Source organism: Streptacidiphilus monticola, assembly GCF_042658505.1.
Classification (GTDB): Bacteria; Actinomycetota; Actinomycetes; order Streptomycetales; family Streptomycetaceae; genus Streptacidiphilus; species Streptacidiphilus monticola.
The window spans coordinates 75,600-90,386 of sequence record NZ_JBHSQJ010000072.1; the positions used below are offsets into that span (position 1 = coordinate 75,600).

General features: G+C 72.1%; 11 protein-coding genes. 5 read left to right on the forward strand and 6 right to left on the reverse strand.

The window, feature by feature from the left end; all coding sequences use genetic code 11:
- The first annotated feature begins 40 nt into the window (after nt 1-40).
- Entirely contained in the window at nt 41-646 is a 606-nt protein-coding gene (locus ACFP3V_RS17925; protein WP_380584562.1) for a DUF485 domain-containing protein, read from the forward strand.
- Nucleotides 643-2,235, forward strand: coding sequence for a solute symporter family protein (locus tag ACFP3V_RS17930; RefSeq protein WP_380584564.1), 1,593 nt, complete (start codon nt 643-645; stop codon nt 2,233-2,235). The genes ACFP3V_RS17925 and ACFP3V_RS17930 overlap by 4 nt, the downstream gene beginning before the upstream one ends.
- A 135-nt stretch (nt 2,236-2,370) precedes the next feature.
- Here the strand turns inward: ACFP3V_RS17930 and ACFP3V_RS17935 are convergent, their stop codons facing one another.
- The 3 genes from ACFP3V_RS17935 to ACFP3V_RS17945 all read right to left on the reverse strand — a co-directional run bounded on the left by ACFP3V_RS17935 (nt 2,371) and on the right by ACFP3V_RS17945 (nt 5,250).
- Nucleotides 2,371-3,462: an ABC transporter substrate-binding protein gene (locus ACFP3V_RS17935; RefSeq protein ID WP_380584566.1), complete on the reverse strand. Its 1,092-nt coding sequence runs from the start codon at nt 3,460-3,462 to the stop codon at nt 2,371-2,373.
- A 67-nt stretch (nt 3,463-3,529) separates the two neighbouring features.
- Nucleotides 3,530-4,447 carry an ABC transporter permease gene (locus ACFP3V_RS17940; RefSeq protein WP_380584568.1) on the reverse strand — a complete coding sequence of 306 codons (918 nt, stop codon included), beginning with the start codon at nt 4,445-4,447 and terminating at the stop codon, nt 3,530-3,532.
- On the reverse strand, nt 4,447-5,250 hold the full coding sequence (locus ACFP3V_RS17945) for an ABC transporter ATP-binding protein (protein ID WP_380584570.1): 804 nt from the start codon (nt 5,248-5,250) through the stop codon (nt 4,447-4,449). The genes ACFP3V_RS17940 and ACFP3V_RS17945 overlap by 1 nt, the downstream gene beginning before the upstream one ends.
- Nucleotides 5,251-5,561: 311 nt before the next feature.
- On the opposite strand from ACFP3V_RS17945, the gene ACFP3V_RS17950 reads away from it, so the two are divergent.
- A complete protein-coding gene (locus ACFP3V_RS17950) occupies nt 5,562-7,265 on the forward strand; it encodes an ATP-binding protein (RefSeq protein WP_380584572.1) in 1,704 nt (567 codons plus the stop codon).
- Entirely contained in the window at nt 7,262-7,948 is a 687-nt protein-coding gene (locus ACFP3V_RS17955) for a response regulator (protein ID WP_380584574.1), read from the forward strand. The genes ACFP3V_RS17950 and ACFP3V_RS17955 overlap by 4 nt, the downstream gene beginning before the upstream one ends.
- On the opposite strand, the gene ACFP3V_RS17960 is transcribed toward ACFP3V_RS17955, so the two are convergent.
- Both ACFP3V_RS17960 and ACFP3V_RS17965 read right to left on the reverse strand, forming a co-directional pair.
- Nucleotides 7,933-8,841 carry a sucrase ferredoxin gene (locus tag ACFP3V_RS17960; RefSeq protein WP_380584576.1) on the reverse strand — a complete coding sequence of 303 codons (909 nt, stop codon included), beginning with the start codon at nt 8,839-8,841 and terminating at the stop codon, nt 7,933-7,935. The two genes, ACFP3V_RS17955 and ACFP3V_RS17960, sit on opposite strands and share 16 nt — an antisense overlap.
- A gap of 16 nt (nt 8,842-8,857) precedes the next feature.
- Entirely contained in the window at nt 8,858-10,399 is a 1,542-nt protein-coding gene (locus tag ACFP3V_RS17965) for an IucA/IucC family protein (RefSeq protein WP_380584577.1), read from the reverse strand.
- A gap of 59 nt (nt 10,400-10,458) precedes the next feature.
- Between ACFP3V_RS17965 and ACFP3V_RS17970 the strand changes: the two genes are divergently transcribed.
- Nucleotides 10,459-11,952, forward strand: a complete 1,494-nt coding sequence (locus ACFP3V_RS17970) for an IucA/IucC family protein (protein WP_380584579.1) — start codon at nt 10,459-10,461, stop codon at nt 11,950-11,952.
- Between the two features lie 219 nt (nt 11,953-12,171).
- On the opposite strand, the gene ACFP3V_RS17975 is transcribed toward ACFP3V_RS17970, so the two are convergent.
- Complete coding sequence (locus tag ACFP3V_RS17975; protein WP_380584581.1) at nt 12,172-14,622, reverse strand: DNA gyrase/topoisomerase IV subunit A; 2,451 nt, start codon at nt 14,620-14,622, stop codon at nt 12,172-12,174.
- Between the last annotated feature and the right edge of the window lie 165 nt (nt 14,623-14,787).

Here is a 14,787-nt window from a genome sequence, read left to right on the forward strand (position 1 = left end):
AGCGGCCACCGGCCGTCCCAGGCGTCACCATGCTTGACCCGTGACTCGACAAGAACTCTCCCCGAGGGCCCAGCCGGAGGACTTCGACTGGTGGGCGGCCCCCGAACGGGCCCGTGAGCAGCAGGAACTGAAACGCCATCAGCCCGGCGCGGCGGAGCTGGGACTGGATCCAGAGCCGGCGCCGGAGCTTGCGGAATCGGAGCACGCAGAGCCCGGCCACGCGGAGCCGGAGCACGCGGGTCCGGATACCGCGGAGCCCGAGCACGCGGGCCTGGATAGCGCGCCGCCGGTGCGCATGGAACCCCTCACCGATCCGCGGCCCGTGGCGCCGGACAGCGCCGGGATCTACCGCGAGGTGCAGGCGGGCCCGCAGTTCCGGCAGGTGCGCAGCGGCTACCGCCGCTTCGTGCTGCCGGCCACGCTCGCCTTCGTCTCCTGGTACCTGGCCTACGTGGTCGCCTCCGTCGCCGCACCGGACCTGATGGACCGTCCGGTCGTCGGCCCGCTCAACGTCGCCTGGGTCCTGGGCCTGGCCCAGTTCGCCACCACCTTCCTCACCGCCTGGCTCTACGCCCGCAACGCGCGCGACCATCGCGACCGCGCCGCACTCGGCTTGCGCTGGGACACCCAGGACCGGCTGCGATGACCGCCGCCGCGAGCGACGCGCACCAACCCCTGGCCACCGGGCTGTTCGTGCTGGTGGTGCTGGTCACGCTGGGCATCACCTTCTGGGCCGGACGGCGCGGGAGCGCGGCGGAGGACTTCTATGTGGGCGGCCGGACGTTCAGCCCGTTGCAGAACGGTTTCGCCATCTCGGGCGACTACCTCTCCGCCGCCTCGTTCCTCGGCACCACCGGACTGATCGCCCTATACGGCTACGACGGCATGCTCTACTCCGTCGGCTTTCTCGTCGCCTGGCTGGTGGTGCTGATGCTGGTGGCCGAGCTGGTCCGCAACTGCGGCCGGTACACGCTGGCGGACGTGCTGTCGCTGCGCATGTCCCGCCGTCCGGTCCGGGCCGCGTCGGGCATCGCCTCGGTGCTGGTGACCCTGTGCTACCTGGTCGCCCAGATGGTCGGCGCGGGGGCGCTGATCTCCCTGCTGCTCGACCTGCACTCGCCCGCGGCCAAGGGCTGGTCCATCGCCGCGGTCGGCGCGCTGATGGTGGTCTACGTGACGGTCGGCGGGATGCGGGCCACCACCTGGATCCAGATCGTCAAGTGCGTGCTGCTGCTGGGCGGAACGTTGCTGCTGAGCGTGCTGGTGCTGGTCCACTTCCACGGCGACGTCGGCCGGTTGATGCGCGCGGCGGCGGACGGCAGCGGCCACGGCCATGCCTACCTGGAGCCCGGCCTGAAGTACGGCGGGAGCCTGAACAGCAAGGTCGACTTCGTCAGCCTCGGCCTCGCTCTGGTGCTCGGCACGGCGGGCCTGCCGCACATCCTGTCGCGCTTCTACACGGTCCCGACGGCGCGGGCCGCACGGCGCTCGGTGCTCTGGGCCATCGGCCTGACCGGCACCTTCTACCTGCTGACCCTCGTGCTCGGCCTGGGCGCGGCGGCCGTCGTCGGCGCTCCCGCGATCCGGGCGGAGGACCGGACCGGGAACACCTCGGTGCCGCTGCTGGCCGACCTGCTCGGCGGAACGGTTCTCTTCGCCGTCGTCTCCGCGGTGGCCTTCGCGACCATCCTCGCGGTGGTGGCCGGACTCACGTTGGCCTCCTCCGCCGCCGTCGCTCACGACCTGTGGGCGCGGGCCCTGCGGCGGGCGGACCGCGAGCCGCCCAGCGAGCAGGCGGAGGTGCGCGTCGCCCGGATCTCGGCCGGGGCGATCGGGCTGGTGGCCATCGTCCTGGGCCTGTTCGCGCAGAACCTGAATGTGGCTCAACTCGTGGGCATCGCCTTCGCGGTGGCGGCTTCGGCGAACGTGCCGGCGCTGCTGTTCAACCTGTTCTGGCGCAGGTTCACCTCCCGCGGTGCGACCTGGGCGATCTGGGGTGGCCTCGTGCCCGCCGTGGTGCTGGTCGTCTTCTCGCCCGTGGTGTCCGGCACGCCGGGCTCGATGGTGACCGGGGTGGACTTCCACTGGTTTCCCCTGCAGAACCCCGGACTGGTCTCGATCCCCCTGGGCTTCCTGGCCGGCTGGCTCGGCACCGTCACCTCGAAGGAAACGGCCGATCCGGACACCTGGGCCGAGTTGGAGGTCCGGGCGCTGACCGGGGCCGGGGCCGTCTGAGGGCCGGTTGCGAGGGGGTGGGCGCCGCTCGCGGGCAGAAGAGTGCCCCCGGGCGCGACGGGGGAGGCGCGCCCGGGGGCTGCATTCAGCGTAACTCCCGCGTCCGCGAACGGAGAGTCACGTGCGTCACTTCGCTCAGCCGTTGACCGGCAGGCCCTCCAGCTTGTCGGCGGCGATGACGTACTTGTTGGTGTAGGTCTTGCTGACGTCGACCTTGCTGACGTCGACCCCGGAGATCTTCGCGGTCTGCGAGACGGTGGCCGGGCCGTTGGCGGGCATCAGGCCGTCCGCCAGGAACTGGCCCTTGTCCTGCGCCAGGGTCGAGGTGTACACGTCCTTGGTGATCAGACCGTTGGAGGTGTAGTTCGCGGGCATCGCGTTGGCGATGTCGGCGGCGGTGTGGGTGTTGATCCAGTGCATCGTGGCGACCAGGGCGTCGACCACCTTCTGCACCGTGTCCTGGTGCGACTGCACCCAGCTGTTGAGGGCGAGCACGCCGGCGGCCGGCCAGGCGCCGCCCAGGTACTGGGTGGCTCCGGCGGTGCTGCTGAGGTCGATGACCGAGTCGCCGGCCCCGGCCGCCTCGACCGCGTGGACGGTGGGCTGGGTGGTGATGGCGCAGTCCACCCGGCCCTGCTGCAGCGCGGCCAGCAGCGTCGAGCCCGCACCCACGCCGACCCGGTGGAACTTGCTGGTGGGCACGTTGTAGTGGGCGGCGAGCTGGAGGATCAGGTCGTCGGTGCCGGAGCCGAGGTCGGTGACGCCGATGTTCTTCCCGGCGAAGTCCGCGGGCGTCTTGACGCCCGACTTCTTGGAGCAGAGCACCCGCTCGCCGGGCGCGCCGCTCAGCTGGATGAGGTTGACGACGTCCTTGCCCTTGGCCTGGAAGTCGAAGGTGTGGATGTACCAGGCGCCGGCCATGTCCACCTGGCCCGAGGCCATCGCGTCCTCGGCGCCGACACCGCCCGAAGTCTCGGTGCTCAGCTGCATGTTGACGCCGTACTTCTTGTAGAAGCCGAGCTGCTGGGCCAGCTCGTACGGCAGGTAGATCTGCTTGTCGATGCCGCCGACCATCATGGTCACGGTCGGCAGCGAGCCGCCGCCGCTGCTGCTGGCGGTGGTCTTGGAGGAACCACAGGCGGTCAGGCCGAGGGTGGCGAGCAGGCCGCCGGCGGCAGCCACCGCCAGGGTCCGGCGGGATCTGCTGCTGATCTTCGAAGCGAACATGACATGTACTCCCTTGTACGGTGGGGTGGGGGTGGCGACGGAGGGGTTCAGTCGGGTTCAGTCGGGCTCAGAGGCCGGCGGACTCGGTGGAGGACGGCGGCCGCCAGGCGAGCAGCTTCTTCTCCAGGAAGCTGATCCCGCTCTCCGCGGTCAGGGCGATCACCGCGATGATCAGCATCGCCGCGAAGACGCCGTTGGGGTTGAAGTGGTTCTGTGCGTCGGAGATGACCAGGCCCAGACCCTGCTGGGCGCCGAGGAACTCCCCGACGATCGCGCCGATGACCGCGAAGCCGAAGGCGACGTGGAGGCTGGCGGTGATCCAGGTGAGCGCCGAGGGCAGCACCACGTGGCGGACGATCTGCAGGCGCGAGGCGCCGAGGACGCGGGCGTTGTTGACGAAGACCCGGTCGACCTCGCGGACGCCCTGGAAGGCGTTGAAGAAGACGACGAAGAAGACGAGCACCGAGGCGAGCAGGACCTTCGCCGGGGTGCCCAGGCCGAGCCAGACGAAGAAGATCGAGCCGAGGACGATGCGCGGGATCGCGTTCACGATCTTGATGTACGGGCCGATGACGTCGGCGAGGAACTTCACCTGCCCGAGCAGGATGCCCAGCACGATGCCGGCCGCGACGCCGTAGAAGAAGCCGAGCAGGGCCTCCTCCATCGTCACGCCGATCTGCGTCCAGATGGAGCCGAAGGTCGTGCCGTGCTGGAACCAATCGCCCAACTGCTTGACGATTCCCGAGGGTTGGCCGAAGAAGAAGGGATCGACGAGCCCCCACTGGGTGAACAGCTGCCAGCCGCCGATCACCACGACGCCGAGGAGCACACGGCTCAGGTTGACCTTGATCCGCCGGTTGCGGGCCTGCCGCAGTGCCCGCGCCCGGACCGTCGCCTCGTCGGCGGCGATCTCGGACCGCAGTACGGAGCGCACCTCGTCGGGTGTCTGCATCTCCCGCTCCTTGGACTCGGATGTGCTGTTCATCAGTGGTCCTCCTCCGGCGTCGAGGTTCCCGAGGTGCCGCCGGTGAGTGCGTAGGCGCGTTGCACCTCGTCCTTGAGCGACTCCCAGATCTGGTGGTGGAGTTCGAGGAAGCGCGGCTCGAAGCGGATCTCCTGTACCGCGCCGCGCGGGCGCGGCAGGTCGATGTCGTAGACGCCCTTGATCGTGCCGGGCCCCGAGGTCATCACGACCACGCGGTCGGAGAGGGCGACCGCCTCCTCCAGGTCGTGGGTGATGAAAAGGACAGAGGGCTTGAGCTCCTCCCAGAGGCCGAGCAGCTCGTTCGACATGATCGCCTTGGTCTGCACGTCCAGGGCGCCGAAGGGCTCGTCCATCAGCAGGATCGACGGCTCGTTGATGAGCGCGGCAGCCATGGCAACCCGCTTGCGCATACCGCCGGAGAGCTGGTGCGGGTGGTGGTCCTCGAAGCCCCGCAGGCCGACCCGGCCGAGCCAGTCGCGGGCGCTGGCCTGGGCCTGGCTCTTGGACGCGCCGCGGAACATCGGGCCCAGCGCCACATTGGCGAGCACCGTCTTCCACGGCAGCAGGGCGTCCTGCTGGAACATGAAGCTCACCCCGTCGGTGATCCCGTCGACCTCCTTGCCGCCGACGCGGACCGTGCCGCCGCTCGGCTTGTCGAGGCCCGCCACCATGCCCAGAGTCGTCGACTTGCCGCAGCCGGTCGGTCCCACGACCGCGCAGAACTGACCCGGTTCGACCGTGAAGTTCACGTCGCGGAGCGCGGTGAACACCTTGCCGGTGGGAGAGGTGAACCGCCTTGTCACGCCGGAAAGTTCAATCCTGGCCTGGTCCCGACCCGCAGCCCGCCTTCCCGGACCCGTCGTCGGGCTCAGCGCTTCGCTGTGTCCAGCCATCGCGTCCGTCTCCTTTCGTCCTCGCCTTCGAGGTTTATGAAGCTAGGACTGCGGCCGGATGACCTCCATGTTTCGCACGCAAGCCGTGATACTGCGCATAACTCGGGGTTCTGCTCGTTCTGCTCAGTGGAGCGAGGGTGTTCAAGCAGGCGGGCACCAGGCACAATCGCCGGAACAGAGGGCACGGCAACGGGGCTGCGCCCCGTATCCGGAGGTCGGCCGTGTCGGGACGACGCCGGCTGTCGAGCCGGATCCTCATCAGCCTGCTGGTGATCCTCACGATCACCAGCGCCGTCGGCTTCGGGCTGCTCGCGTACGCCCAGCGGGCGGAACTCGACCGGCAGGCCGAGCAGCGGGCCCTGGCCATCGCCGAGACCACGGCCGCCGACCCGCAGATCCGCCAGTCCATGCAGGACGGCGGCAGCGGCGACACGGTGCAGCAGATCGCCAGCCGGATCGAGACGCTGTCGCACGCCAGTTATGTCGTGGTGATCGACCTGCACGGGATCCGGCACTCGCACCCGCATCCCGAACTCGTCGGCAAGCAGGTCTCGGAACCGATCGAGGTGCGGAACGGCAACCCCTGGGTCGGCATCGACCACGGGTCCACCGGTCGGTCGGCCAACGCCAAGGCCCCCCTCTACGGCCTCGACGGCGCCCTGGTCGGCGAGGTGTCCGTAGGCATCCCCGAGCGGGACATCGTCCAGGGCTTCACCAGCGAGCTCACTGCGTTCGCGCTCTACATCGGGGTGGCCCTGGCGGTCGGCGTCGGCGCGTCCTACCTGCTCGCGCGCAGCCTCAAGCGCAGCACCTTCGGCCTGGAACTGCACGAGATCGCCGGGTTGCTGCAGGACCGCGAGGCCATGCTGCACGGCATCCGCGAGGGCGTGATCGCCTTTGATCCCGCAGGCCGGGTCAGCGTGATCAACGACGAGGCCCGGCGGCTGCTCGGCCTCGGTCCCGCCCTGGGCGAGACGCTGGAGGACCTGCTCCCGGAGGGCCGCCTGCGCCGCGCCCTGTCCGGCGAACTGCTGTCCTCGTCCGGCAGCGACGAACTGCACGTGCTGACGGACAGTCACTGCCTGGCCGTCAACCGGATGCCCGTGGTGCTGCAGGGGCGCGAACTGGGCGCCGTGGTGACCGTGCGGGACCGGACCGAGATCGTCGGCCTGCTGCGCGAGCTCGACTCCGTGCGCGGACTCACCGACGCGCTCCGCGCCCAGCAGCACGAGTTCGCCAACCGTATGCACACCCTCGCCGGCCTGCTGGAACTCGGCGAGCAGGAGCAGGCGCTGGAGTACGCGGTCGAACTCGCGGGAGCGGAACGGGGCCTGGTCGCCGGGATCCGCGAGCGAATCGACAACTCGCTGATGGTAGGCCTGATCGTGGCCAAGACCACGGTCGCGGCCGAGCGCGGCGTCCGCCTGGTGCTGGAGCCTGAGTCGTGCCTGGGCGCGGACCCCGGCCACCTGCGCCGCCTGCTCACCGTCGTGGGCAACCTGCTGGACAACGCAGTGGAGGCGGCTTCCGGCAGCAGCCCCGCCGAGGTCCGGTTGCTCCTTCGGGAGAGCCCGGACGAGATCGAGGTCAGGGTCGCCGACAGCGGGCCCGGCGTCCCGGCGGGCTGTGCCGAGGCCATCTTCGAGGACGGGTGGTCCACCAGCCCCGACCGCGGCACGGCCCGGCGCGGCCTCGGTCTGGCGCTGGTGCACCGGCTGGTCACCCGGCACGGCGGGACCATCGAGGTCAGTGAGGGCCCCGGGGCGGTCTTCAGGGTCCGCCTCCCGCTGCCCGACAGCGACCCCGCGCCGCTCGGCGCGGTCTTCACCGCCGCCCCGCCTGTCCTGGCCTCGGGACCGGTACCGGGACACAAGCCGGGGCAGGAGCCGGAACTGGCCCTGACACAAGGAGGTGCCCGCTGGTGATCCGCACACTCGTGGTCGACGACGACTTCCGCGTCAGCGGAATCCACGCCGCCTACGTCGCCAAGGTGCCCGGTTTCGAGGTCGTCGGCCAGGCCGCGACCGTCGCGGCCGCGCTGACCGCGGTGGCCGAACTCCGCCCCGACCTGCTGCTGCTGGACGTCTTCCTGCCGGACGGCAGCGGCATGGACGTGCTGCGCCGGCTCACCACCGAGTCGGGTGCGTCGCGCCCCGACGCGCTCATGATCACGGCGGCCCGGGACCTGGGGTCCGTGCGCGAGGCCATGCAGCTCGGAGCGGTCGGCTACCTGGTCAAGCCCTTCGGCTTCGCCATGCTCGCCGAGCGTCTGGCCGCCTACGGCGAACTGCGGGAGCGCATGGACGCGTTGGCGGCCGCCGAGACCGACCAGGCCGAGGTGGACGCGCTGTTCAGCGTGGTCCGCCCGGCGCGGGTGGCGCAGCAGCCGCCGAAGGGGCACTCGGCGCCCACCCTGGCCCTGGTCCGGGCAGCCGTCCAGGGGGCCCGCGGCGGGGACCTGTCGGCGGCGGAGGTGGCCGAGCGCACCGGGATCTCCCGGGCCACGGCCCAGCGGTACCTGTCCTACCTGGTCCGCGAGGGACTGGCCCGCCTGGAGCTCCGCTACGGGGCGACGGGCCGCCCCGAGCACCGCTACCGCGCGGCCTGAGCGGTGAGTGCGACGACCTCGTAGCCGGTCGGGTTGCCGGCCGGCTTGAGACAGCTCTCCTGACGGGCCGGCTGGAGCAGCGTGCGCCGCACGCTCGCCCGCCAGAGGCGGCCGTCGGTGTGACGGACCGTCACCGCCGTCTCCTCCGCCTCCGGGCCGCCCGCCTCGACGACCAGCGCGTCGGCCTGGTCCACGCCGAACTGCTGACGGACCGCCAGCTCCGCCGTCTGCAGCGGACGCGACCAGTAGGAGCGGCCCCGGCACCACTCGGGGACCGTGCGCCCTTGGTGGGTCGCCTCCAGCACCTCCTTGGCGGTGTGCGCGGAGAGGCGGCCGTACGCGTACCCGTAGGGGAGCACGAGCATGGTGGGGGAGAACCGGTGGCCGCCCAGGTGGGTGACCTCCCAGACCTGCGCGTGCCCGGCCGCGGCGAGCTCGGCGGCGAGCGGGCGGCCGAGCAGCGCGCAGCAGCGGTCGCGGCGGCCGTTGGTGCACACGAGGGCCAGCGGGTCGCCGTCGTAGGCGGCGCCGGCGCTGCCGTGGGCGCCCGCGCCGAGCGCGGCGAAGTCGAGGTCCAGCAGGTCCTCGGGGTGCAGCGTGGCCCGGCGGACCCAGGAGCGACCGGGGGCGGTGTGCGCGAGATAGACCTCGCGGCGACCGGACGGGGGGCGGTCGGCGTGGCGTCCGGGCCGGCGGATCAGGGCGATCTCCACGCCTGTGCCCGCTGTCCGCCGCTGCAGTTCGCGGCCGAGGTCCGGATCGAAGTGACTCTCCGTCAGCGCCCGCGCGCCCCAGGGGCCCGCCTGCTCGACCAGCAGCCAGCTGCGTGCGGTCGGCGCGGTGCCGGCGAGGGGCTCGGTCAGCTCCCTCGAAAGGGTGGTGCAGGTGCTCACGCTGGCAAGGGTAGCCTTACCGCCCTGTCCGGCTCGCGTCCGGGTCGGCAAGCGGGTTCGGAACGTCGGTCCACTGGTCGCCGGGCGGGCGGCCCTCCAGCCGCATCGCGGCGAGCGCCTTGACCGGAACGGGGTCCGCCAGCAGCGCCCGCCGGTCGTCCGGATCGCCCAGGACGACCGCCGCCTCCCGTGCGGCCTCCGCCACCGCCGACCAGAGCCCGTCCTCGCGGTGGCGGTCCCCGCCGCCGAGTCCGGCCACCAGTGCGGCGAGCGCGCCGCCGAGCAGGGAGCCCAGCAGTTTGCGGCGCAGCACCTCAGGGCGGTCGTCCACGACGTGCCCGGAGACCGCGTGCTGCGCCAGCCCGGCGCGGGCGAGCCGCGAGGGGCTGACCCGGATGTCCGCCAGGTCCCGGTAGACCAGCAGCACCGGGTGGTCCGCCGGATCCAGGGCGACCAGCACGTTCTGCCCGTGCGCCTCCAAGGCCGCGCCCCAGTCCAGCAGTTGCAGCAGCGGCGGGAACAGCAGCCGGGACAGCGCCGCCAGCCAGGCGGCCGGATCGGCCAGGCGCGGCGGATGCGCGGCCAGCGCGGCGAGCGGGACGATCCGGGTGCCGGGCGGGGCGTACCGCCGGGGACTCTCCCGCACCAGCACGGCCAGGTCCGGGCTCGGCACGCCGTCCCGCAGCGCGGCCGCGGCGGCGAGGTTGCGGGTGATCTGCAGACTGCCGTCCAGCTTGGCGACGAGCGCGGACAGCAGGTCGGAGAGGGCAGCGCTGTTGCGCACCGACGCTCCCGAGATGTCGCGGACCGCCGAGGTCATCCGCAGCGACAGCGAGGTCTTCAGATGCGGGCCGCCGTCCGCCGGGGCCAGGGTGCGCACCGACATCAGCGGCGCCGCCTCCAGCCGCGCCGCCTCGGCGGGCAGGCCCGGCAGGCCGGGCACGTGGACGAGCTGCCACGGATGGACCGGCAGCAGGATCGAGTCGCGGCCGCGCAGAGCTGACGGCCAGTCACCGACCAGGACGCTCTCCCGGGCCGGCACCTCGAGCAGCGCGAGGGACACCTGCTGCCCGAACTCCGGCGCGTAGGCTAGCTGTTCCGCGACGGAGAAGCCGGGACGGCTGCGGCAGCCCGGGTGGTAGGGATGACCGTCGACGACGCTGCGCTCGGCCGAGAGGAGGTCCCCGGTCCCGGCCGGGACGGCGGCCGCCCGGGACAGGGCCAGCGAGACGACGCTGTGCTCGACCTCCGCGCGCAGCGTCGCGCTGCCGGGCATGCCGAGCGCCTCCAGCACCGCGGCGGGATGCGTCTGCGGCCGGCCGTCCACCCGCAGCGCCAGCCCGGGCTCGTCCCGGCCGGTGTCGTAGGCGCGCCGGGCCGGACCGGCGATCCGGGCCCGGTCCACCGGCAGCTGCTCGACGATCAGCGACCGCCACAACCGGCCCAGCACCGCGGCACGCGCACCGGGCAGCTCGTGCAGCCACCTGTCCGTCAGCTCCGGCCGGGCCCGCTGCAGTTCGGCGGCGAAGGCGGCCTCAGCCCGGCGCAGGGAATTCATGGACAAGTGCTTACCTCGGATCGACAGGGTGCATGCGCGGGAAATGTCAGTATGCGGGCATGGGTGACCCGTGGAACGAGCCTGACACGATCGCGGCACAGGCGCTGCTCAACTGCCTGGTACGGGAGTTGGCGGCCCCGGAGGGAGAGGGCTGGCGACTCGCCGGGAGCGGACGGCTGCTCAGCTGCGACCGCTCCGGCCGCTGGCTGCGCGACCCCGCCGTGGACGGGCGGCCGGTCGCGGACCTGGAGGAGCTGATCACGCTCGTCGAGACCGAGGCCCGGGCGCGCACCGGGACGGAGAACGCGACGCTCGCGGACGAGATCCGCGACAGCCGGGACGTCGTCGCCGCGCTGGTGCAGGCCCGGCGCTCACGGCCCGACTGGGCGGCGAGCGACCTCTACCTGCGCAGCGAGCAGGCCCTTCTCGCGGGCCACCGCTACCACCCCGCGGCGAAGACGCGCGGCGGGGGACCGGCGAGCGCGTGGCTGCCGTTCGCCCCGGAGGCGGGGGCGTCCTTCGCGCTCGAACTGCTGGGCGTCCCCGAGGGCTTGCTGCGGGAGGAGGGCGTCTCCGAGGAGATCGACAAGCTCTGGGGCGCGGCGGCCCCGGCCGGGTACCGGGTGCTGCCCGTCCACCCCTGGCAGCTGCGGCTGCTGGGCGGCGTGCCGCCCGAGCCGCTGATCCGGCTGGGCCGGACCGAGGAGACGGCGTTCGCGACCTCGTCCCTCCGCACGGTGTACCTGCCGACTGCGGACCTGTCGCTGAAGTTCAGCCTGGACGTGCGGATCACCAACGACATCCGCCGGCTCTGGGCCCGTGACCTGTGCTGGCTCGTCCCCGTGGACCGGATTGTCGCTGAACTCCCCATCGGCAGGCGGATGCTGGCCGACACCGGCTACCGGGCTCCGGGCTTCGCGGCGGACGGCGACTGGGAGGCGCTGGCCGTACTCCAACGCGAGGGCCACGGGCGCGTGCTGCGCCCCGGACTGACGCCCCTGCTGGCCGCCGGCGTCAGCGAGGGCTTCGCCGGGAACCCGCTGGACGGCCTGGACGCGGACCGGGCGCTGGCGTGGTGGCGCAGCTACGTGCAGCTGGCGGCTCCGGCGGCGCTGGAAGCCTGCTTCGAGCACGGGGTGGTGCTGGAGGCCCATCTGCAGAACGTGCTGGTGGCGGTGGACGCGGACGGCATGCCGGGTGAGGTGCTGTTCCGGGACCACGAGGGCGTGAAGCTGGTGCACGACCACCATGCCGCGCTGCTCGACGCGCACCCCGGCCCCGGGAACCCCGGCGTGAGCCGGGAGAAGGGGCGGGACCGGCTCTTCTACTGCCTGGTCGTCAACAACCTGATGGAGATGGCCGCGGCGGTGCGGGAGCGGGCGCCCGAGGCGGCCGAGGAGCTGTGGCCGACGGCACGTCAGGTACTTGCCGACTGGCCGGAGTTGACGGAGGCGAGGTATCTCCCTGCCAAGACCAACCTGACGCTCCGCTGGACGAACGCCGACGGGGGTGACTCCGCGTACCTGCCGATCCCGAATCCCCTGCACGGATGAGGTGGTTGGACCACGCCGGTGTGGCGCAGCCGCGGGGGCGCGGGGCTGTGGGCATGCGCGGCGCCGCTGCGTGGGCGCGACCAGCGCCACCCCCGGGGAGGGCCGACCCCGGTGAAGGGGCCGGACCTCCGCCGGCGGGTGGCTTCTCGCGCTGGGGCACCTCCCGGACGAAGGCCGGGCGATCCTCGCGCCACCGGCGGCTACGCCGCCAGGAGGGCGCTACTGGGCGGCCACCGCAGCGATGGGCTTCGGGACGGGGACGCCGCTGCCGTCGCGGCGAGGGTCGCGGCCCGGCAGCTCCGCCGGAGAGCCGTTCGCAGTCGCCGCCACCGCCGGCGCGGGGCCGGCCCAGGCGAAGACCAGGCGGTCCTCGCCCTTGAGGAACCGCTGGCAGCGCACGCCGCCCGTGGCGCGGCCCTTGCGCGGGTACTGGTCGAACGGTGTCGCCTTCGCCGTGCCCTGACCCAGGCCGTCCAATGCGTCCGCCGTGCCCGCGACTGTCACGACCAGCGCGTCCGCGGCCGGGTCGACCGCCGTGAACGACAGCACCGTCGCGTCGTCCGCCAGCTTGATGCCCGCCATGCCGGCCGCCGGCCGCCCCTGGGGGCGGACCTGGCCGGCCGGGTAGCGCAGCAGCTGCGCGTCGGAGGTGATGAAGACCAGGTCCTCCTCGCCCGTGCGCAGTTCGACCGCGCCGACCACCCGGTCACCCTCCTTGAGGGCGATGACCTCGAACTCGTCCTTGTTGTCCGGCCAGTCCGGCACCACGCGCTTCACCACGCCGAGTTCCGTGCCGAGCGCGAGCCCCGGTGAGGACTCGTCCAGCGTGGTCAGCGCCAGCGCCGACTCGCCCGCGTCGAGTTTCACGAACTCGCTCACCGAGGCGCCGCCGGCCAGCACCGGGGGCTGCGCGCTCGACGGGAGCTGGGGCAGGTCGATCACCGGCAGGCGCAGCACCCGGCCCGCGCTGGTCACCACGCCCACATGGCCGCGCGCCGTCGCCGGCACCGCCGACACCACGACGTCGTGCCGGGCGCGCCTGTGCTCCCCGTCCGCCTCGGGCGTCGACAGGTCCGGGGTGCGGGCCAGCAGGCCGGTGGAGGACAGCAGCACCCGGCACGGGTCGTCCGCGACCTCCAGCGGGACCGCGGCGACCGGCACCGCGTCCGAGTCGAGCAGCACGGTGCGCCGCTCGGTGCCGAACTTCTTCGACACGGCGGCCAGTTCGTCCGAGACGACCTTGCGCAGCACGGTGTCCGACTCCAGGATCTCGGTCAGCTCCGCGATCTCGGCCGTCAACTTCTGCTGCTCCGACTCGAGTTCGACCCGGTCGTAGCGGGTGAGCCGACGCAGCGGGGTGTCCAGGATGTACGCGGTCTGCGTCTCCGACAGCGAGAAGCGCTCCATCAGGCGCTCCTTGGCCTGGGCGGCGTCGTCGCTCGCCCGGATGATCGCGATGACCTCGTCGATGTCCAGCAGGGCGACCAGCAGGCCCTCGACCAGGTGCAGCCGGTCCTGGCGCTTGCGGCGGCGGAAGTCGCTGCGGCGGCGGACCACCTCGAAGCGGTGGTCGACGTAGACCTCCAGCAGCTCCTTCAGACCCAGCGTCAGCGGCTGGCCGTCCACCAGCGCCACGTTGTTGATGCCGAAGGACTCCTCCATCGGCGTCAGCTTGTAGAGCTGCTCCAGCAGCGCCTCGGGCACGAAGCCGTTCTTGACCTCGATGACCAGGCGCAGGCCGTGGTTGCGGTCCGTCAGGTCGTTGACCCCGGCGATTCCCTGGAGCTTCTTCGCGTTGACCAGGTCCCTGATCTTCGCGATGACCTTCTCGGGGCCGACGGTGAAGGGCAGTTCGGTGACGACGATGCCCTTGCGGCGCGGTGTGACGTCCTCGATCACCGCCTTGGCGCGGATCTTGAAGGTGCCGCGGCCGGTCTCGTAGGCGTCGCGGATGCCGCCGAGGCCGATGATCTGGCCGCCGGTGGGCAGGTCGGGACCGGGGATGTGGCGCATCAGCGCGTCCAGGTCCGCGTTCGGATAGCGGATCAGATGCCGTGCGGCGGCCACGACTTCGGTCAGATTGTGCGGAGGCATGTTCGTGGCCATGCCCACCGCGATGCCCGAGGTTCCGTTGACCAGCAGGTTCGGGAAGGCCGACGGGAGGACCTGCGGCTCCTCCTCGCTGCCGTCGTAGTTGGGGGCGAAGTCCACCGTCTCCTCGTCGATGGACTCCACCATCGACATCGCCGCCGCGGTGAGCCGGGACTCGGTGTACCGCATGGCGGCCGGCGGATCGTCGTTGCCGAGCGAGCCGAAGTTGCCGTGGCCGTCGATCAGCGGCAGCCGCATCGAGAACGGCTGGGCCAGGCGCACCAGCGCGTCGTAGATGGACTGGTCGCCGTGCGGGTGCAGCCTGCCCATCACGTCACCGACGATGCGGGCGCTCTTGACGTAGCCGCGGTCCGGGCGCAGACCCATCTGCGCGGCCTGGTACACGACCCGGCGGTGTACCGGCTTGAGGCCGTCGCGCGCGTCGGGCAGGGCCCGGGAGTAGATGACCGAGTAGGCGTACTCCAGGAAGGAGCCCTGCATCTCGTCCACCACGTCGATGTCGAGGATGCGCTCCTCGAAGTCCTCGGGCGGAGGGGTCGGTGAACTGCGGCGGGCCATCGCGGTGGAGCTCCCTTACAGGCACGGACTGACGGTCGGACAGATCGGAACGGACCCCATTGTGGCCCCTGCCGCCGACAGCTCCCGACCGGGACGTCCGGGACGCTCCTTCGTTACAGCAGAATGGGAGGTCCTGAGGGGACGCCCCGAATGATCGACCGGAGG